Source organism: Streptomyces sp. NBC_01261 (genome assembly GCF_036226385.1).
In the GTDB taxonomy this organism is placed as follows: Bacteria; Actinomycetota; Actinomycetes; order Streptomycetales; family Streptomycetaceae; genus Streptomyces.
On record NZ_CP108463.1, the window covers coordinates 7,031,665 to 7,050,763 of the forward strand.

Annotated in this window: 17 protein-coding genes and 1 tRNA gene; 10 read left to right on the forward strand and 8 right to left on the reverse strand. The window is 69.5% G+C overall.

The genetic code is table 11. From position 1 onward, the window contains the following. Positions 1-379 precede the first annotated feature (379 nt). The 6 genes from OG226_RS31340 to OG226_RS31365 all read left to right on the forward strand — a co-directional run bounded on the left by OG226_RS31340 (position 380) and on the right by OG226_RS31365 (position 7,451). Positions 380-1,702: an ABC transporter substrate-binding protein gene (locus OG226_RS31340; RefSeq protein WP_329350768.1), complete on the forward strand. Its 1,323-nt coding sequence runs from the start codon at positions 380-382 to the stop codon at positions 1,700-1,702. A 264-nt stretch (positions 1,703-1,966) separates the two neighbouring features. Then, positions 1,967-2,959: a carbohydrate ABC transporter permease gene (locus OG226_RS31345; protein WP_328683114.1), complete on the forward strand. Its 993-nt coding sequence runs from the start codon at positions 1,967-1,969 to the stop codon at positions 2,957-2,959. Between the two features lie 14 nt (positions 2,960-2,973). After that, positions 2,974-3,894: a carbohydrate ABC transporter permease gene (locus tag OG226_RS31350; RefSeq protein WP_327403801.1), complete on the forward strand. Its 921-nt coding sequence runs from the start codon at positions 2,974-2,976 to the stop codon at positions 3,892-3,894. A gap of 166 nt (positions 3,895-4,060) precedes the next feature. Continuing rightward, complete coding sequence (locus OG226_RS31355; protein WP_329350770.1) at positions 4,061-5,515, forward strand: GH1 family beta-glucosidase; 1,455 nt, start codon at positions 4,061-4,063, stop codon at positions 5,513-5,515. A gap of 107 nt (positions 5,516-5,622) precedes the next feature. Beyond that, positions 5,623-6,678 (forward strand): LacI family DNA-binding transcriptional regulator, encoded by a 1,056-nt coding sequence (locus tag OG226_RS31360; protein ID WP_328683116.1) that lies wholly within the window; start codon positions 5,623-5,625, stop codon positions 6,676-6,678. After that, positions 6,675-7,451, forward strand: coding sequence for a serine/threonine protein kinase (locus tag OG226_RS31365; RefSeq protein WP_328683117.1), 777 nt, complete (start codon positions 6,675-6,677; stop codon positions 7,449-7,451). The genes OG226_RS31360 and OG226_RS31365 overlap by 4 nt, the downstream gene beginning before the upstream one ends. Here the strand turns inward: OG226_RS31365 and OG226_RS31370 are convergent. The 5 genes from OG226_RS31370 to OG226_RS31390 all read right to left on the reverse strand — a co-directional run bounded on the left by OG226_RS31370 (position 7,423) and on the right by OG226_RS31390 (position 10,876). Then, a complete protein-coding gene (locus OG226_RS31370; RefSeq protein ID WP_328683118.1) occupies positions 7,423-7,929 on the reverse strand; it encodes a GNAT family N-acetyltransferase in 507 nt (168 codons plus the stop codon). The two genes, OG226_RS31365 and OG226_RS31370, sit on opposite strands and share 29 nt — an antisense overlap. A 75-nt stretch (positions 7,930-8,004) precedes the next feature. Then, positions 8,005-8,077, reverse strand: a tRNA-His gene (locus tag OG226_RS31375). Between the two features lie 82 nt (positions 8,078-8,159). Beyond that, the gene (orn, locus tag OG226_RS31380; protein ID WP_328683177.1) at positions 8,160-8,762 is read right to left on the reverse strand and encodes an oligoribonuclease; all 603 of its coding nucleotides are present in this window, start codon (positions 8,760-8,762) and stop codon (positions 8,160-8,162) included. A 120-nt stretch (positions 8,763-8,882) separates the two neighbouring features. After that, positions 8,883-10,145, reverse strand: a complete 1,263-nt coding sequence (locus OG226_RS31385; protein WP_328683178.1) for a GlxA family transcriptional regulator — start codon at positions 10,143-10,145, stop codon at positions 8,883-8,885. Positions 10,146-10,531: 386 nt separating this feature from the next. Continuing rightward, positions 10,532-10,876, reverse strand: coding sequence for a hypothetical protein (locus OG226_RS31390; RefSeq protein ID WP_328683179.1), 345 nt, complete (start codon positions 10,874-10,876; stop codon positions 10,532-10,534). Between the two features lie 321 nt (positions 10,877-11,197). Between OG226_RS31390 and OG226_RS31395 the strand changes: the two genes are divergently transcribed. Both OG226_RS31395 and OG226_RS31400 read left to right on the forward strand, forming a co-directional pair. After that, on the forward strand, positions 11,198-11,725 hold the full coding sequence (locus OG226_RS31395; protein WP_019065779.1) for a universal stress protein: 528 nt from the start codon (positions 11,198-11,200) through the stop codon (positions 11,723-11,725). A 117-nt stretch (positions 11,726-11,842) separates the two neighbouring features. Further along, positions 11,843-12,406, forward strand: coding sequence for a GPR1/FUN34/YaaH family transporter (locus OG226_RS31400; protein ID WP_328683180.1), 564 nt, complete (start codon positions 11,843-11,845; stop codon positions 12,404-12,406). Between the two features lie 158 nt (positions 12,407-12,564). On the opposite strand, the gene glmS is transcribed toward OG226_RS31400, so the two are convergent. Then, positions 12,565-14,382, reverse strand: coding sequence for a glutamine--fructose-6-phosphate transaminase (isomerizing) (glmS, locus tag OG226_RS31405; protein ID WP_328683181.1), 1,818 nt, complete (start codon positions 14,380-14,382; stop codon positions 12,565-12,567). A 12-nt stretch (positions 14,383-14,394) separates the two neighbouring features. Further along, positions 14,395-14,652, reverse strand: coding sequence for a hypothetical protein (locus OG226_RS31410; RefSeq protein WP_328683182.1), 258 nt, complete (start codon positions 14,650-14,652; stop codon positions 14,395-14,397). Positions 14,653-14,817: 165 nt separating this feature from the next. Between OG226_RS31410 and OG226_RS31415 the strand changes: the two genes are divergently transcribed. Beyond that, complete coding sequence (locus OG226_RS31415) at positions 14,818-16,398, forward strand: purple acid phosphatase family protein (protein WP_328683183.1); 1,581 nt, start codon at positions 14,818-14,820, stop codon at positions 16,396-16,398. Positions 16,399-16,469: 71 nt separating this feature from the next. Here OG226_RS31415 and OG226_RS31420 read toward each other — a convergent pair whose 3' ends face one another. Then, entirely contained in the window at positions 16,470-17,348 is an 879-nt protein-coding gene (locus tag OG226_RS31420; RefSeq protein ID WP_329350773.1) for a DUF4429 domain-containing protein, read from the reverse strand. 95 nt (positions 17,349-17,443) lie between these two features. Between OG226_RS31420 and OG226_RS31425 the strand changes: the two genes are divergently transcribed. Then, complete coding sequence (locus tag OG226_RS31425) at positions 17,444-19,033, forward strand: beta-N-acetylhexosaminidase (RefSeq protein WP_329353561.1); 1,590 nt, start codon at positions 17,444-17,446, stop codon at positions 19,031-19,033. Positions 19,034-19,099: the final 66 nt, after the last annotated feature.

Consider the following 19,099-nt stretch of genomic DNA (forward strand, 5'->3'; position numbering starts at 1 on the left):
CTGCGTGAATCCTGTGCGAGGCCGGTCCGTGACGGCCCGGTGACGCCTGGTGGAGCGACACATTCCCGTGACGCCCGGAACACGCTTGCGCAACAACGCCGTTTTCAAGTCTTGACACCCGGCCCGGCACGAAGGAGTCTTCCGGCATGCCGCGTGGGAGCGGTCCCACGGAACCTCGGGGGCTTCCTTCCGTGTGGACCAAACCACCAACGGCCCGTCCCTCTATCTCGCATGGCACACCGTTGACCAGCACCTTTTCACCGCACGTACCGTGCTGTGGGCTGGCCGCTGCTCGAAACGAGAGGGCAGGTCCGGATCGTCGAGCCTCGGCGGTCCGATTCCTGAGACCCCGTTCCCCACTGGAACAAGGAGTAGTGGAATGCGCATCACCCGTACCGGCGGCGGCCACGGCCGCAGAGCAGCGGCCCTGACCACGACGGTCCTGACGGCCTCCGCCCTGCTGCTGACCGGCTGCAGCAGCGACGACAGCTCCTCGGACGCCAAGGACTCGAACGGGAACATCACTCTCACGGTGGCCGACTTCGGGCAGTTCGGCTACAAGGAAGCCGGCCTGTTCGCCCAGTACCACAAGCTGCACCCGAACATCACGGTCAAGGAGAACACCACCGCCAACGAGGCCGACTACTACCCGAAGCTTCTTCAGCAGCTGAACACGACCAGTGGCCTCTCGGACGTCCAGGGCATCGAGGTCGGCCGGATCAAGGAGGTCGTCGACACCCAGGCGGCCAAGTTCGCCGACCTGAGCAAGACGATCAACGTGGGCGACTGGGTCTCCTGGAAGGAGAAGCAGGCCACCGCGTCGGACGGTTCGGTCATCGGCGCCGGCACCGACATCGGCCCGATGTCCCTGTGCTACCGCTCGGACCTCTTCAAGGCGGCGGGCCTGCCGAGCGACCGTGACTCCGTCGCCAAGGCCGTCGCGGGCGGCTGGGAGGACTACCTCAAGCTCGGCGAGAAGTTCAAGGCGAAGGCGCCCAAGGGCACGTACTTCATGGACTCCGCGAGCGCCATGTACAACGCGGTCGTGGGTTCCTCCGCGGAGCAGTACTACGACGCTTCCGGCAAGGCGATCTACAAGAACAGCCCCGCCGTGCAGCAGGGCTGGAACCTGGCCGCGGAAGCCGCGTCCAAGAAGCTGACCGAGGGTCTGCCCCAGTTCACCGACGCCTGGACGGCGGCGCTGCGCAAGGGCACCGTGGCCACCGTGGCGTGCCCCGCCTGGATGGCCGGCCAGATCTCCACCAACGCCGGTGACGCCTACAAGGGCAAGTGGGACATCGCCCGTGCGCCCGGTACCAGCGCGGCCAACTGGGGCGGCTCCTTCCTGGCCGTGCCCAAGAGCGGCAAGAACGTCAAGGAGGCCACCGACCTGGTCAAGTGGCTGACCTCTCCCGAGCAGCAGGCCGCCGTGTTCAAGGCGATCGGCGTCTTCCCGTCGAACAAGGGCGCCTACGACCTCGCCAGCGTGAAGAACGCGACGCTGCCGTACTTCAACAACGCCCCGATCGGCCAGATCTACGCCGACGAGGCGAAGGCCATCCCCGAGGCCGTGCTCGGCGCGAAGGACGGCACGATCAAGGACACGATCTCCACGCAGATCAACAACATGGAGCAGCGGGGCACCAAGCCCGCCAAGGCGTGGAAGGCCGCGACCGACTCGATCGACAAGGTGATCGGCTGACACAGGCCGCGGTGCGGGCGGCCCGGCGGCCGCCCGCACCGCGCCACGTGCGTGGGGCCGCGCGGCGGCCCCCGCCGTGGGCACGGGGCCGTCCGCACCGGCCCCGGTCGTCAAGTGCCGGTCTTCTCAGCGGTGTTCGGCGCACACCCACCGGACACCGCGGCATCGTGTCCGCCGGACCGGCGACTGAGTACGACGACGTGTCCCGGGCCAGCTACCCGCCCCCGCCCGTACCCCGCCGAGATCCAGGGAAGGACCCCCTCCGTGGCAACCACAACCCCCACACGGGGCGCCCCCACCCCGCCACCCGGCGGGGTCGGGGCCGTGTCGAAGGAACCCAGCGTGTGGCGTACCCGTCTGTGGCGTCTGGACGACAAGGCGTCGCCGTACGCGTACATCGCCCCCTTCTTCCTCATCTTCGGTGCCTTCGGCCTCTACCCGATGCTGTACACGGGCTGGATAGCCATGCACCGGGTGGAGATGACGAGCCTGAGCCAGTCCGAGTGGGTCGGCTGGGACAACTTCGCCAAGATCCTCCAGGACTCCGAGTTCTGGACGGCCGTCACCAACACCTTTGTCATCGGCGTCATCTCGACCGTCCCGCAGCTCCTGATGGCCCTGGGCCTGGCCCACCTGCTCAACTACAAGCTGCGCGCCAGCACGTTCTGGCGGACGGTGATCCTCACCCCGTACGCCACCTCGGTCGCGACCGCCGCCCTCGTCTTCGCCCTGGTCTTCCGGGCCGACGGCGGCCTGCTCAACTGGGTGCTGCACTTCGTCGGCGTCGGCAACACCGACTGGGGCAACGGCGAGTGGTCGTCCAAGTTCGCCATCTCGGCCATCGTGATCTGGCGCTGGACCGGCTACAACACCCTGATCTATCTGGCGGCCATGCAGGCCGTGCCCACGGACCTGTACGAGGCGGCCTCGATCGACGGGGCGACGCGCTGGCAGCAGTTCCGCAAGGTGACCATCCCCTCGCTGCGGCCGACGATCCTGTTCACCATCGTCATCTCGACCATCGGTTCCATGCAGCTGTTCGGTGAGCCGCTGCTGCTCCAGGGCGGCACGCTCGGCTCCACCGGAGGCAGCGAGCACCAGTACGAGACGCTCAGCATCTATCTCTTCAACTACGGCTGGAAGCTGGGGCACTTGGGCCCGGCCGCGGCCGTCGCCTGGGCCATGCTCGTCCTGCTGCTGCTCATTGCCCTGATCAACCTGATCGTCGGCCGGGTCCTGCGCAAGAGCGCGGCGTGACGGGAGCGATATCGATGACCACGACCAGTCCCACCCCCACCGCGCCGGACCTCGATCCGGCGCCCCTCCCCGTCACCCCGGGCACCGGCCGCCGACGTTTCAAGATCGGCGCCGGCCAGCAGCTCAAGGGCGGCCCCTTCACCTACGCGGCCCTGATCATCGTCGGCCTGGGCTCGGTCTTCCCGCTGTACTGGACGCTGGTGGCCGCCTCGCACGACCAGCAGCGGGTCCTCGACAGCCCGCCGCCGCTCCTGCCGGGCGGCCGGCTGTGGAGCAACCTCCAGTCGGCCTGGGACCAGGCCCACCTGGGGAAGGCCATCGTCAACACCGTCGTCGTGGCCGGTTCCATCACCGCGGCCACGCTGTTCTTCTGCACCCTCGCCGGCTACGCCTTCGCCAAGATGCGCTTCCGCGGTCGCGGCGCCCTGATGACCGCGGTCATCGCGACCCTCACGATCCCGCCCCAACTCAGCGTCGTACCACTGTTCATGATGATGGCGGACATCGGCTGGGGCGGAAAACTGGAGTCGGTGATCTTCCCGACCCTCGTCGGTGCCTTCGGTGTCTTCTTCATGCGCCAGTACCTGCTGGAGGCCCTGCCCTACGAGCTCATCGAGGCGGCCAAGGTGGACGGGGCGACCAACATCCGCATCGTCTGGAACGTGGTCCTGCCCGCCGCCCGCCCCGCGATGATGGTGCTCGGGATGCTCACCTTCGTGCAGGCGTGGAACGACTTCTTCTGGCCCTTCCTCGCCCTGAACCAGGACAACCCCACCATCCAGGTGGCGCTCGGCCAGCTCAGCGCCTCCTACACCCCCGACCAGAGCATCGTCATGGCCGGGGCGCTGATCAGCACCCTGCCGCTGCTGCTGGTGTTCGTGATCTTCGGCAAGCAGATCATCGGAGGCATCATGGCGGGCGCCGTCAAGGGCTGACGCAGGCCGCCGACTTCCGTTCTCGCAAGCCCCGTTCACCGTCCCGTACGGCCCGCTCCGCAGGCGGGCCGTACCCGGCCGGGCGCCCGTCGTCGTGCCCCGTCCGCTTCCCCGCACCGCCGGATCACCGTCCGGTTTTTACCCACTCCACTTCGGGAGCGCTCACATGACCGCCGTACGACAGGAAACCAAGGCCGAGCCGGCCTCCGCCACCTCCTTCCCCACGGGCTTCGTCTGGGGTGCCGCCACCGCCGCCTACCAGGTGGAGGGCGCCGCCGCGGAGGACGGCCGGACCCCCTCCATCTGGGACACCTTCAGCCACACGCCCGGGAAGGTGCGCAACGGCGACACCGGTGACATCGCCGCCGACCACTACCACCGGTACCGCGACGACGTGGCGCTGATGAAGGACCTCGGCCTGAAGGCGTACCGGTTCTCCATCTCCTGGTCCCGGGTCCAGCCCACCGGCCGCGGACCCGCCGTGGAGCGCGGTCTCGACTTCTACCGCCGGCTCGCCGACGAACTCCTGGCGGCCGGCATCACCCCCGTCGCCACCCTCTACCACTGGGACCTGCCGCAGGAGTTGGAGGACGCGGGCGGCTGGCCGCAGCGCGACACCGTGCACCGCTTCGCCGACTACGCCGAGATCATGGGCCGGGCCCTGGGAGACCGCGTCGGCCTGTGGACCACCCTCAACGAGCCCTGGTGCAGCGCGTTCCTGGGCTACGGCTCCGGCGTGCACGCCCCCGGCCGCACCGACCCGACGGCCACCCTGCGCGCCGCGCACCACCTCAACCTGGGTCACGGCCTGGCGGTCGGGGCGCTGCGCGAGGTCCTGCCGGCCACCGCGCAGACCTCCATCACCCTCAACCTGCACCAGGTGCGCCCGCTCACCGGCAGCCCCGAGGACGCGGAGGCCGCCCGCCGTATCGACGCGGTCGGCAACCGGATCTTCACCGGCCCCCTGCTCGACGGCGCCTACCCCGAGGACCTGCTCGCCGACACCGCGCACCTCGTCGACTGGGCGGAGCTGGTGCGCGACGGCGACCTGGCCGAGATCTCCCGGCCCATCGACGTGCTCGGCGTCAACTACTACGCGCCGACCGTCGTCTCGGCCGGTTCCGGCGACGGCACCACCAAGAACGACGGCCACGGCGCGAGCGACCACACACCGTGGACGGGCTCCGAGAACGTGGACTTCCACCTCGCCAACGACCACCTCACGGCGATGAACTGGGCGATCGACCCCAGCGGCCTGCACACCCTCCTGACCGACCTGGCCGCATCCCACCCCGGGCTGCCGCTGATGGTCACGGAGAACGGCGCCGCGTTCGACGACTACGTCTCCCCCGAGGGAGTGGTGAACGACCCGCAGCGGATCGCCTACCTGCACGCCCACCTCGACGCCGTCCGCCGGGCCGTCGCCGACGGAGCCGACGTGCGCGGCTACTTCCTGTGGTCGCTGCTCGACAACTTCGAATGGTCCTACGGCTATTCGAAGCGCTTCGGCGCCGTCTACGTCGACTACTCCACCCAGCGCCGCATCCCCAAGGCGAGCGCCCACTGGTACACCGGGGTGATCCGGGGCAACGCGCTGCCGACGGCCGGCGAGGACGGGTGAGGCCCGGCGGGCGCTGAACCCGGTCGACGAGGGACGATGGAGGGCGGGGCGTCCGGCCTCGACTGTTACATTCCTGGCCTGAAAGCTGCGAACGGAAGGCGGCGACCATGGCGGTCAGCGGTGGGCGGAACCGGGGCGGCAGGCGGCCGACCCTGGAGGAGGTCGCCGCCCGTGCCGGTGTGGGCCGCGGCACGGTCTCCCGGGTGATCAACGGCTCGCCCAGGGTCAGCGACGCGACCCGCGCCGCCGTCGAGGCGGCGGTCGCGGAGCTCGACTACGTCCCGAACACGGCGGCCCGGGCGCTGGCCGCCAACCGCACGGACGCGATCGCCCTCGTCGTCCCCGAGCCGGAGACCCGCTTCTTCGCGGAACCGTACTTCTCGGACATGCTCAAGGGTGTCGGCACCCAACTGTCCGACACGGAGATGCAGTTGCTGCTCATCTTCGCGGGCAGCGACCGGGAGCGACAGCGCCTCGCCCAGTACCTGGCCGCGCACCGCGTGGACGGCGTGCTGCTCGTCTCGGTCCATGCGGACGACCCGCTGCCGGACCTGCTGTCCGCGCTGGAGATCCCGGCGGTGATCAGCGGCCCCCGCTCGGCCGCCGAGCCCCTGACCTCGGTCGACTCCGACAACTACGGCGGCGCCCGCTCGGCCGTGGAGCACCTCCTGTCCCGCGGCCGCACCCACATCGCCCACATCACCGGCCTCCTCGACGTCTACGGCGCCCAACGCCGCGTCGACGGATACCGCGAGGCACTGCTCGACGCGGGCCACGAGGTGGACGAACACCTCATCCAGCCGGGCGACTTCACCGAGGAGGGCGGCCGGCGCGCGATGAAGGAACTGCTCGCCCGCCGCCCCGACGTGGACGCGGTCTTCGCCGGCTCGGACGTCATGGCGGCGGGCGCCCGCCAGGTGCTCCGCGAGGAGGGCCTGCGCGTACCGGACGACGTGGCCCTCGTCGGCTACGACGACTCGGCCATAGCCCGCCACATGGACCCGCCCCTCACCAGCGTCCGCCAGCCGATCGAGGAGATGGGCCGTGCGATGATCGACCTCCTCCTCGCCGAGATCGCGGACCGCCGCCCGGCGACACCCGACGGCCCGGAGCGGCAACATGCCGTACTGGCGACGGAGTTGGTGACGCGGGCGTCGTCGTGACCGGCGACGCCGACTGGCCGCGTGAGTTGCCCGCCGTCGAGCCCTACCTCCGCACGGTGGGCAAGGTGTTCCGCGCCTTCCGCGAACAGGACTCCGGGTGCGTCTCCTACGGCGTCCAACTCCCGGACGGGGAACGCTGGTTCGTGAAGGAGGCGACAACTCCCGCCGCCCAGACCTCACTTGACGGCGCCTGGACCTTCCACCGAGCCGTACGGCACCCGGCGATCGTCCCGCAGCTGCACCGGATCGCCGTGGCGGCCGGCGGCCGTACGGCGGTCGTCATGCCCTGGCATCACGGCGAGTCCCTCTACGGCCCCGCCCGCGCCCGCTTCCGCGCCCTGCCCCTGGCCTCCGTCCTCCGCGCGGTCGACCGCGTCCTGGACGCGCATCTCGCCGTGGAGGCCGCGGGGTTGGTGGCGGTCGATCTCTACGACGGCGCGTTCCTCTACGACTTCGGCGCCGACGTCCTCCACCTCATCGACCTCGACGAGTACCGCCCCGGCCCCTTCGTCCTCCAGGGCGACCGGCTCCCCGGGTCCGCCCGGTTCATGGCCCCCGAGGAGTGGCACCACGGCGCCCGCATCGACATCCGCACGACGGTCTACGCCCTCGGCCGCACCGCCCGGCTCCTCCTCGACGCGGGGGACGGCGAGCGCGCCTGGCGGGGTACCGCGGGTCAACTCGCCGTGCTGGCAAGGGCTACCCGTGCCGATCCCGCCGAACGGTTCGCGGGCGTACGGGAGTTCACGGACGCGTGGCGCGCCGCCACCTGATCTCGCCGTCCTGCCACGCGTCGGTCGGCGTCAGGCCCGCCGCCGTGGCGACCGCTGCGGATGCCCGGTGGTCCGGGTGGATGTGCGCCACGACCGTACGGACGGCGGGGTGGGCGGTGAGCCACGACACCAGGCCCTGCGCCGCCTCGCTCGCCAGGCCCTGGCCCTGCCAGGAGGTCCCGACCACCCAGGCGATCTCCGCGACCGAACCCGCCTCCGTGACCGTTGCCTGGACCGTGCCCACCAGGCGGTTCTCCACCCGCAGGCGCAGTACCCAGTTGCACCAGACGGTGGCCGGGTCGGGGGAGCCGGCGGCGAGGCGGTCGTAGCGGGTCCGCAGGGCGTCGGGGGAGAGGGGTTCGCCGCCGATGTAGGTGTGCAGGGCGGGGGAGGAGAGGACCGTGGCCATGTCCGCCGCGTGGGCCGTGCTCAGCGGGACGAGATCCAGGCGGGCGGTGCTGATGAGTTCGGTGTCCATCGTGGGCGGGCTCCCGTCGCCGGAAAACGAATCAGCCGGTGACCTCGTTTCCGAGGCCACCGGCTGATTACACAGGGTGAGTGACGGGACTTGAACCCGCGACTTCCTGGACCACAACCAGGTGCTCTACCAGCTGAGCTACACCCACCATGCCCGGTCGTTCACTCTGCGAGTTTCCGACCGGCCGAGAAAAAGTGTACAGGGTCCGAAGGGGTGCTCGCGCACGCCTTTTACGGGGTGGGCAGGACGTGCTTCGCGGCGATCGTGCGGGCGGTTTCCGAGTCGGGGCCGGGCTGCGGGACGAAGATCGCCTCGCGGTAGTAGCGCAGCTCGGCGATGGACTCGCGGATGTCGGCGAGGGCGCGGTGATTGCCCTTCTTCTCGGGGCTGTTGAAGTACGCCCGCGGGTACCAGCGGCGGGCCAGCTCCTTCACCGAGGACACGTCCACGATGCGGTAGTGGAGGTACTCCTCCAGAGTCGGCATGTCACGGAGCAGGAAACCGCGGTCGGTGCCGACCGAGTTGCCGCACAGCGGGGCCCTGCCCGGCTCCTTGACGTGCTCCCGGATGTACGCCAGGACCAGCTCCTCGGCGTCGGCCAGGGTCGTACCGCCGGCCAACTCGTCGAGCAGGCCGGATGCGGTGTGCATCTGGCGTACTACGTCCGGCATCGTCTCCAGCGACTGGTCCGGCGGGCGGATGACGATGTCCACCCCTTCGCCGAGCACGTTCAGCTCGGAGTCGGTGACGAGGGCGGCCACCTCGATGAGAGCGTCGTCTGACAGCGAGAGGCCGGTCATCTCGCAGTCGATCCACACCATGCGATCGTTCATGTGTCTAACCTTAAGGTGCGTGCCGCCCGGCTGAGCCGACCGTGCGCTGACCTTGTGCCGCCGGTACATGCGGAAACCCCCGGAGATCTCCTGCGAGAGACCTCCGGGGGCGTGCGGTTGCTAGGTCGCGCTCCGCTGGCCGGGCAGACTCGCGGCCCGGCTTGTGGCGTACGCCTCACGGCCGTTCTCCGCGGCGGAGGCCGTCGCGGACGCCGTCGCCGACAGCGCGCTGGCCGCCGTACGACGGGTCTGCATCGGGACCGGGCCGTCCGGGTGCAGCGCGGGCGGCAGCCCGGCCGGACCCAGGGACGCCGGACCGCCGGGCTGGCCGGGGGCGCCGTCGCTGTCCACCTGCTTGTCGCCCTGGGGCCTGCGAGCGCGGTACGCGGCCCGGTAGGCGGCGGGCGACGAGCCCAACTGGCGCCGGAAATGGCCGCGCAGAGCCACCGGCGAGCGGAAGCCGCAACGGCCCGCGACCTCGTCCACCGAGTAGTCCGACGTCTCCAGCAGGCGCTGCGCCTGGAGCACCCGCTGCGTGATCAGCCACTGCAGGGGGGCGCTCCCGGTGAGCGAGCGGAAGCGGCGGTCGAACGTACGCCTGCTCATGTACGCGCGTGCCGCCAGCGTCTCCACGTCGAACTGTTCGTGGAGGTGCTCCAGCGCCCAGGCGACGACCTCCGCGAGCGGGTCGGCGCCGATCTCCTCCGGTAAAGACCGGTCGAGGTAGCGCTCCTGACCGCCGCTTCGGCGCGGGGGGACCACCAGGCGCCGGGCGAGCGCGCCGGCCGCCTCGTTGCCGTGGTCCGTCCGCACGATGTGGAGACAGAGATCGATTCCGGCCGCCGTGCCGGCGGACGTCAGCACGTCCCCGTCGTCGACGAAGAGTTCCCTCGGATCGACGTGCACCGACGGATAGCGCTTGGCCAGCGTCGGCGCGTACATCCAGTGGGTGGTCGCGGGACGGCCGTCCAGCAGGCCCGCCGCGGCCAGCACGAAGGCGCCGGTGCACAGGCCGACGATGCGGGCGCCTTCTTCGTGCGCACGGCGGATCGCGTCGAGTGCCTCCTCCGGCGGCGGCGAGGTGATCGACCGCCAGGCCGGCACGACGACGGTGCCCGCCCGTGAGATCGCCTCCAGGCCGTGCGGTGTGGTGAGTTCCAGTCCGCCGGTCGTGCGCAGCGGTCCTTCTTCGCCACCGCAGACAAGAAGGCGGTAGCGCGGAACTCCGGCGTCCTGCCGGTCGATTCCGAACACCGACAGCGGTATGGAACTCTCGAAGATGGGGCCGCCGCTGAACAGCAGCACCGCGACGATCTCCTTGCGGCGTCGCCCGGAAAGTTTCCGGGCCGCGGCTTCCGGCGCGGCAGTGGAGTCGTGGCTCATACTGCTAAGCCCCCCTCGGTGGTCGCGTCGCCCCTATCTTGTCGGGCTTGTCGCTCCAGCACGTTTCCCCTCGGTCCTGCACGAGTCCCCCGCCGTAAGACGTCAAGATCGAATCTACTGTGTCCAGTGGTGCCGGGGTGACCAGTTCGGCAACCGGCATATTGTCGACATGGCAACTTGGCGTGAAGCATTCGATCACGAAGCGTTGCACTCGTGGGCCGTGCAGGGAAGTGCGCCTCGTCGTAGTGGCCAATCCCCGTAGGGTGCGCAAGGCCCCTCAGACCCTTTCGGTGCAGGTGGAACGGGGGTTGGGGGGTGGTTCGGACAACAGATGCGCGGTGACCGGAAGTTGGCTGAAAAGCGTCGGGCGCGTGCGCTGAAACCGGTCAGTCGACCGGTGCACTTCCGCCCGCGTGCCGCCCGCCCCTGTGCGCCCCCGCCGTGGCCCGGTGACGGTGGCCGCGGTGTGAGGAGTGTTCTTCGGCCAGTGGCGGTGCCTGCTCCTCGGGCAGCAGCCTGGCCTCGCCCTGTTCGGAGCGGCGCAGCAGCACCCGGCAAGCGGCGGTGACGGCCGCGAGCCCCAGGGCCGTACCGGTGGCGCCGGCGAACGAGGTGCCGTACCAGAGGAGGACGAGGGGGACGAGGACGCAGCTGAAGACCGCCCAGCGGACCACGTCGGTGGCGGTGTCGTGGCTGGGGTGTGCCTCGGAGGTCGTGCGGTGTCCGGACATGGCGTGCTCCCTGGGGCGGTGGCTCGCCGGGTTCAACGCGTGTTCGATGCGTCGGTCACTGTAGGGCAGTCCATGGAGGGACACGGACGCCCGCGGACAAGTGAATGCTGTGCAAACCGCCTGTACGGGTCAGCAACCATTGCGTTACGGGCGCCCCCTCGTGCATGCTCCGGGGAACTCCGCCGGAGCATGTGCGGGATATGGGCTAAGGAGGAGTGCCGCCGTACCCTTGGGGGTATGGGGTTGGGAAGATGATTCCCGGACACAGCTCCGCCGCACCCTGTTGTCCCCTCCCAAGAGGATCAAAAAGCCGAGACACCCATGGCCGGTCACGAATCTTTCGAACCAGCGGACCGCAAGCGCCCCGTCGCCGATCCCACGGCGGCCGAGCCCCTGGCGGCGGAACAGCCACGTCATTCCTGCGATCCAGCCTTCAAGCACGGAGTGGTCGTCGGCTTCGACGGCTCCACGTCCAGTGAGCGTGCCCTCGCCTACGCGATCGGCATGGCCCATCGCTCGGGCTCGGGCCTGGTCATCGTGCATGTCGCCAACCGGCTGCCCACCACGGTGTGGGCGGGCTGCGAGCCACCGGTCTTCGTCGATGTGCCGGACCACCGCACCGAGGTGCTGGGTCTGGAGCTGGCGTGCGCCGAGTACTTGGCGGAGGTGCCCTGGATCCTCGTCGAGCGGGGTGGCGACATCTGCCATGAACTCGAAGAGGTGGGGCGGGAGTACGAGGCGGACGCGATCGTCGTCGGCTCGACCCACGGCATCGTCGGCCGCATCTTCGGGTCCGTCGCGGGGCGGCTCGCCAAGCGGGCGCAACGACCCGTAGTCGTCATCCCGTAGGTCCGTGGCCCGGCCGGATCGCTCCTGAATTCCCTGCTGTGCAGAGGTGTTCGTGTCCTTGTGAAGGGCATATATCGGTCACACCGCACCAACGCACATGCATGAAGGGAGCCCGCCGTGGACAATGACGTCTCCGCGGGAAGCACCACCTCGATCGCCGGCCGACTCGCCCTGGGAATCACCCTGTTGGCGTTCGGGCTCGGGTACACGAATGTCATCAACGGGGTCTCCACGGCTGACGCCGTGTCACTGGCCCACTATGTGGGCGGAGTTGCCCTCTTCGTCGTCGGACTGCTCGCGTTCCGCGAGGGCGACACGGCTACCGGTACGGCGTTCACCGCGTTCGGCGCGCTCTGGTTCACCTGGGCCGTGAGCGCGGGTAACTCCGTGTCGGACAACGCGGCGGGGTTGTTCCTGGTCCTGTTCGCCCTCGTCGCCCTCTCCGTGACCCTCGCGGGTGGGGACCAACTCACCCAAGGGACATACGGGTTGTTCTTCGTCTCCCTCGTGCTGCTCGCGATCGCCCAGTTCGCCGGGAACGACGGGCTGGGCAAGGTCGGGGGGTGGTTCGGTGTCGCCGCGGGGGCTGTTGCCTGGTACTCGGCGACTGCGGCGTTGGCTCACTGGCCGACGGTGCTTCCGTGGCGGGCTGCGGGTCGGGGCGTGACGGCCACCGGCTAGCGGCGCAGGCTGGGGGTTTCGACTCCCGGCGATGTGAACGAACCCCCCGTGCATTGAGGCTGCACGTGGGGGTTCGTTCTGTTTCGTCGGCCGCCGCGGGTGCGTCGTGGTTGCTCGCGCAGTTCCCCGCGCCCCTAAGAGCAGAAGACCAAAGACCTCTACTCGACCGTGACCGACTTCGCGAGGTTCCTCGGCTTGTCGATGTCGCGGCCGAGTGCCAACGCCGTGTGATAGGCGAGGAGTTGAAGCGGAATCCCCATCAGGATGGGATCCAGTTCGTCCTCGTTCTTCGGGACCACGATCGTCTGGTCGGCCTTTTCCTGGTGCTGGTGGGCCACCGCCAGGATGCGGCCGCTGCGGGCCTTGATCTCCTCCAGGGCGGCGCGGTTCTTCTCCAGGAGGTCGTCGTTGGGGACGATCGCCACCGTGGGGAGGGCGGGCTCGATGAGGGCGAGGGGGCCGTGCTTCAACTCCGAGGCGGGGTAGGCCTCGGCGTGGATGTACGAGACCTCCTTGAGCTTCAGAGAAGCCTCGCGGGCCACCGGGTAGCCGCGGACCCGGCCGATGAAGAGCATCGAGCGGGCCTCGGCGTACTCGGCCGCCAGCTTCTTGATCTCGTCCTCCTGGTCGAGGATCTCGGAGATCTGGGCCGGCAGCTTGCGCAGGCCCTCGATGATGCGCTTGCCGTCGCGGACCGAGAGGTCGCGGGTGCGGCCGAGGTGCAGGGCCAACAGGGCGAACGCCACTGTGGTGTTGGTGAAGCACTTGGTCGAGACGACACAGACCTCGGGGCCCGCGTGCACGTACATGCCGCCGTCCGCCTCGCGGGCGATCGCCGAGCCGACGACGTTCACCACGCCCAGCACCCGGGCGCCCTTGCGCTTCAGCTCCTGGACCGCCGCGAGGACGTCGTACGTCTCGCCGGACTGCGAGACCGCGATGTAGAGCGTGTCGGGGTCGACCACCGCGTTGCGGTAGCGGAATTCGGAGGCCGGCTCGGCGTCCGCGGGGATGCGGGCCAGCTCCTCGATCATCTGGGCGCCGATCATGCCCGCGTGGTACGAGGTGCCGCAGCCGAGGATCTTCACGCGGCGGATCTGCCGGGCCTCGCGGGCGTCCAGGTTCAGGCCGCCGAGGTGCACGGTGGAGAAGCGGTCGTCGATGCGACCGCGCAGCACGCGGTCCACGGCGTCGGCCTGCTCGAAGATCTCCTTGTGCATGTAGGTGTCGTGGCCGCCCATGTCGTAGGAGGCGGCCTCCCACTCGACGGTGGTGGGCTCGGACGTGGTGCGGGTGCCCTCGGTCGTGTATGTCCGGAAGTCGTCGGCCTTGAGGGTGGCCATCTCGCCGTCGTCCAGCGTCACGATCTGGCGCGTGTGCGTCACCAGCGCGGCGATGTCCGAGGCTACGAACATCTCCTTCTCGCCGATCCCGAGCACCACCGGGGAACCGTTTCGAGCCACCACGATGCGGTCGGGGAAGTCGGCGTGCAGGACGGCGATGCCGTACGTCCCCTCGATCACCCGGAGGGCGTCGCGGACCTTGTCCTCCAGCTTCTCCTGCTGCGAGCGGGCGATGAGGTGGGTGAGGACCTCGGTGTCCGTCTCGGAGAGGAACTCGACGCCGTCCGCTTCGAGCTTCTTCCGGAGGTCCGACGCGTTGTCGATGATGCCGTTGTGGACGACGGCGACCTTGCTGTCGGCGGACAGGTGCGGGTGGGCGTTCACGTCGGAGGGGGCGCCGTGCGTGGCCCAGCGGGTGTGGGCGATGCCGGTGGTGCCCTTGAAGCGTGCCGGGACCTTGGCCTCCAGGTCACGGACCCGGCCCTTGGCCTTGACCATCTTCAGGCCGGCCGTCCTGGGGGTCGTCACGACGATGCCCGCCGAGTCGTAGCCGCGGTACTCCAACCGCTGCAGGCCCTCCAGCAGAAGGGGAGCAACGTCACGCTTGCCGATGTATCCGACGATTCCGCACATGTATAAGCATTCCTAGCCGTAGACGATGCGGCGCAACTGCCTGAGCGTGAGCTCCGGCGGTGCGACCGCCCGGTATTTCAGGTCCGCCTCGATCCGGTCGAAGATCGTCGCGTTCACCAGGCCCTGGCCCTGGAGTTCGCGGTGGCGGCGACGGACGTAGTCCTCGGTCGTCTCGTCGAAGTAGGCGAGCACGTCCTGGATCACCCGCAGTGCCTCGCCCCGGTTGAGGGTCGTGGAGCGCGTCAGATGATCAACGAGTTCGTCGTGCACCCGGTTGATCCTGGGGTACCGAAGAGCGGTTTGCAAGAATCCTGCCCGATATCGGGCAACGGGCTGTTGAAAGTCTTATGGGGCTCTGTTCGTAAGCTGTCCATCCTGTGTCTTGCGCACCGTTGCCCATGTCGACGAGTTTCAGACGCCATGGACATTCCTCGTATGGGCGTACCCGCGGAGCTCGCTGAACGCATGAGCATGGCGGAGCAGCACGAGTACCTGCGCTCGAAATTCTCGCGGCGCACGATGATCAGAGGCGGTGCCGTCACGCTCGGCGCCGTCGCGGGTGGCGTGTTCGTACCGGGCGGCATCGCCCAGGCGGCCGTCCCCACCCAGGCCGCCGCCACCACCAGGACCACCCCCGCGACCGAGTCGGTGAACGGGGCCCTCGTCTCCCCGTTCGGCCGGCACCTCGCCTTCGGCAACGACCCGAGCACGGAGGTGACGGTCTCCTGGCAGGTCCCGACCAACGTCAGGAAACCGTTCGTCCGGATCGGCGCGCATCCCTGGGACCTCTCCCACAAGATCGAGGCCGAGGTGCGCTCGCTGTACACCCCGGCGGGCGTCGGCGCGAGCGGCGACCACACCCAGTACTACCTGCACGCCAAGCTGACCCACCTGCGCCCGGGCAAGACGTACTACTACGGCGTCGGCCACGCGGGCTTCGACCCGGCCGAGGCCCACCTGCTCGGCACGCTGGGCACCTTCACCACCGCCCCCGACCGCGCCGTGCCGTTCACCTTCACCGCCTTCGGCGACGAGGGTGTCGGCTACCACGGCCTGGCCAACAACAGCCTGCTGCTCGGCCAGAACCCGGCCTTCCACCTGCACGCCGGCGACATCTGCTACGCCGACCCGGCGGGCGCCGGCCAGACCGCCGACGCCGGCTTCGACTCGCGCACCTGGGACCTGTTCCTCGCGCAGACCGAGTCGGTCGCCAAGTCCGTGCCGTGGATGCCCGCCTACGGCAACCACGACATGGAGGCCTGGTACTCGCCCAACGGCTACGGCGGCGAGGACGCCCGCTGGAACCTGCCGGACAACGGCCCCGACAAGGCGAACCTGCCGGGCGTCTACTCCTTCGTCTACGGCAACACGGCGGTCATCTCGCTGGACGCCAACGACGTGTCCTTCGAGATTCCGGCCAACCTCGGCATCTCCGGCGGCACCCAGACCAAGTGGCTGGAGGCGCAGCTCAAGAAGTACCGCGCGTCCCGGGACATCGACTTCGTGGTGATCTTCTTCCACCACTGCGCGTACTGCACCTCGACGGCGCACTCCTCGGAGGGGGGAGTGCGCAACGAGTGGGTGCCGCTGTTCGAGAAGTACACGGTGGACCTGGTCATCAACGGCCACAACCACCAGTACGAGCGCACCGACGTCATCAAGAAGAACGCGGTCGTCAAGAAGCTGCCGATCGGCGGCACGGCGTACCCGGAGACCGAGGGTGTCGTCTACGTGACGGCGGGCGCGGCCGGCCGCAGCCTGTACGCGTTCTCCGCCCCGGACTCCTACGAGGGTCACGTCGCCGACGTCGACACCGTGGCCGCCTTCGTCAACACGAAGGACGGCAAGGTCAACGAGACGGTCGCGTGGTCGCGTGTCCGCTACCTCAACTACTCGTTCCTGCGCGTCGACGTCCAGCCCGCCCACAAGGGTCGTACGGCGACCCTGACGGTCCGCGGCATCGCCGAGACCGGCGCCGAGATCGACCGCTTCACGGTCGCCCGCAAGGCCAAGTAGCCCTGAAGTAAAGCGAGTTGTGCCCGGAAGGCAGGGCGCCACTCGTCCCGCGGGCGGTCCTCCCCGGATGGTCACATCCGCTTGAGGACCGCCTGTTTGGCCATCGCGAACTCCTCGTCCGTGAGCACCCCGTCCCGGTGCAGCTCACCGAGTTCCCGCAACCGCCGCAACAGCGCGTCGTGCCCGTCCTCCGTCGCGGCCACCAACTCCCGTACGGGCTCCGGCTGTTCAGGTCGTACGTCCGTCTCGGCGGCCGGGTGCGGCAGGCGCGCCTGTACGGCCGCGGCGACCAGGGCCATCAGCGGGTCCTTCTTGAAGCCCCACAGCTCCACGGAGTGGGGGTCGTACTTGGGCGGTGCCTTGGTCGGCGCGTGGCGCACCGAGAAGCGGAGGTAGCCGTTCTCCAGCCCGGCCGACGGACGCCACTCCACGCCGACGAGGTCCGTGACGGCGAGGGTGCGGGCACCGGTGGCGGACTTGGCGTCCTCGGTCTTCCAGTTCCACTCCAGCCGGACGCGCTCGCCGTCGAAGCTCGCCGTGCCGTCCCCGGCGGACACCGAGAGCGGTACGGCGGGGCCCGGCAGCAGGTACGTGTCCACCGGGTCGGCCGGTACCCGGTCGAGCAGCAGGGCGTTGCGCACCTCGTCCACGAAGTACTCGGCGACGCCGTACCGGTCCGACTCGACGGGGAGCTGATAGGGATCGTCGCCCTCGGTGAGCCGGCCGCCGGTGGCGTGCAGCAGCGGGTCGGCGCCGTCGCGCAGCCGCAGTCTCAGCCGCCCGGACCTCCGGCCCTGTTCGAAGGAGACGCCCGCCAACGCGCCCAAGGGGACGACGAGTTCACCCAGGGTCCTGCGGAACAGGCCGACGTTCTTGTCCCGTCCGGGAGTCAGCCGCAAGGCGTCGCCGTCGAAGATCCAGGTGCCGTCCTTCTGGATGATTTCCGCCATAGGAGGGATTGTTCCATCGCTCTGACGACAGAATGGTCTGTACCTGTCCGGGCTCAAAGGAAGTTCAAAGGAAGGGACCGCTCGTGAGACGCCTTGTGAGACAGCGCCACAGAACGACCCGCCTCCTCGGTTCGCTGCTGCTCGTAGCCGCCGCGAGCGTGTCCGTCGTCGGCGCCGCACCCTCCGCCGCGCCCGCCACCGACACCCCGCTGGGCCGGGTGGTTCCGGCACCCGCCAAGGTCACCCCTGCCGGGCATCCGTACAAGATCACGAGCAGCACCCGTATCCGCGTCGACGACACCCGGGAGTCGCGCCAGGTCGGCGCGTACCTCGCGGGCATCCTGCGCCCCTCCACCGGCTACCGGCTGCCGGTCACCTCGCGGGGCAAGGGCGGCATCCAACTCCGCCTGGCCAAGGGCACGTTCGGCGCCGAGGGCTACCGGCTCGTCAGTGGGGTCTCGGGGGTCACCATCACCGCGAGCAGGCCCGCCGGACTCTTCCACGGCGTGCAGACCCTGCGCCAACTCCTGCCCGCCGCCGTCGAGAAGAAGTCGGCGCAGCGCGGCCCCTGGCAGATCGCGGGCGGCACCATCGAGGACTCCCCGCGCTACGCCTACCGCGGCGCGATGCTCGACGTCTCCCGGCACTTCTTCACCGTCGCCCAGGTCAAGCACTACATCGACGAGTTGGCGCTCTACAAGATCAACACCCTGCATCTGCACCTCAGTGACGACCAGGGCTGGCGCATCGCCATCAACTCCTGGCCACGGCTGGCGCCTTACGGCGGCTCGACCGAGGTGGGCGGCGGCACCGGCGGCTCCTACACCAAGGACGACTACAAGGAGATCGTCCGCTACGCCTCCTCGCGCTACCTGGAGGTCGTGCCGGAGATCGACATGCCGGGCCACACGAACGCGGCCCTCGCCTCCTACGCCGACCTGAACTGCGACGGCGTCGCACCCCCGCTCTACACGGGCACGGACGTCGGCTTCAGCTCGCTGTGCGTCGGCAAGGACCTCACCTACCGCTTCGTGGACGACGTGGTCCGTGAGCTGGCCGCGATCACCCCGGGCCGCTACCTCCACATCGGCGGCGACGAGGCGCAGTCCACCAGCCACGAGGACTACGTCAAGTTCATGGACCGGGTGCAGCCGATCGTCACCAAGTACGGCAAGACGGTGATCGCCTGGCACCAGATCACCGGCGCCCACCCGGTGAAGGGCGCGCTCGCCCAGTACTGGGGTCTCGACGACACCGACGCGGCCGAGAAGGCACAGGTCGCCGAGGCAGCGAAGAACGGCACCGGGCTGATCCTCTCGCCCGCCGACCGGGTCTACCTCGACATGAAGTACACCGAGGACACCTCGCTCGGCCAGGACTGGGCGGGCCTCGTCGAGGTCAAGCGGTCCTACGACTGGGACCCGGGCAACTACCTTGCCGGGGTGCCGAGTTCGGCGATCAAGGGTGTCGAGGCGCCGCTGTGGTCGGAGACCATCGTGACCGGCGCGAACATCGACTACATGGCCTTCCCGAGGCTGCCGGGCGTCGCCGAACTGGGCTGGTCGCCGGCCTCCACGCACGACTGGGACACGTACAAGGTGCGGCTCGCGGCACAGGCCCCGCGCTGGGACGCGCTCGGGATCGACTACTACCGGTCGCCGCAAGTGCCCTGGCCCGCGAGCTAGTTGGCGCGGAAGGCCGCTGAGTCACGGCAGAAGGGCGGGCACCCCGGGGGACCGTACCCCGGGGTG

Bases quoted from the DNA above. Each gene is read 5' to 3' on its own strand.
- OG226_RS31340 (WP_329350768.1), top strand. From the start codon at position 380: ATGCGCATCACCCGTACCGGCGGCGGCCACGGCCGCAGAGCAGCGGCC.
- OG226_RS31350 (WP_327403801.1), top strand. From the start codon at position 2,974: ATGACCACGACCAGTCCCACCCCCACCGCGCCGGACCTCGATCCGGCG.
- OG226_RS31355 (WP_329350770.1), top strand. From the start codon at position 4,061: ATGACCGCCGTACGACAGGAAACCAAGGCCGAGCCGGCCTCCGCCACC.
- OG226_RS31360 (WP_328683116.1), top strand. From the start codon at position 5,623: ATGGCGGTCAGCGGTGGGCGGAACCGGGGCGGCAGGCGGCCGACCCTG.
- OG226_RS31370 (WP_328683118.1), bottom strand. From the start codon at position 7,929: ATGGACACCGAACTCATCAGCACCGCCCGCCTGGATCTCGTCCCGCTG.
- orn (WP_328683177.1), bottom strand. From the start codon at position 8,762: ATGAACGATCGCATGGTGTGGATCGACTGCGAGATGACCGGCCTCTCG.
- OG226_RS31385 (WP_328683178.1), bottom strand. From the start codon at position 10,145: ATGAGCCACGACTCCACTGCCGCGCCGGAAGCCGCGGCCCGGAAACTT.
- OG226_RS31390 (WP_328683179.1), bottom strand. From the start codon at position 10,876: ATGTCCGGACACCGCACGACCTCCGAGGCACACCCCAGCCACGACACC.
- OG226_RS31395 (WP_019065779.1), top strand. From the start codon at position 11,198: ATGGCCGGTCACGAATCTTTCGAACCAGCGGACCGCAAGCGCCCCGTC.
- glmS (WP_328683181.1), bottom strand. From the start codon at position 14,382: ATGTGCGGAATCGTCGGATACATCGGCAAGCGTGACGTTGCTCCCCTT.
- OG226_RS31415 (WP_328683183.1), top strand. From the start codon at position 14,818: ATGGGCGTACCCGCGGAGCTCGCTGAACGCATGAGCATGGCGGAGCAG.
- OG226_RS31420 (WP_329350773.1), bottom strand. From the start codon at position 17,348: ATGGCGGAAATCATCCAGAAGGACGGCACCTGGATCTTCGACGGCGAC.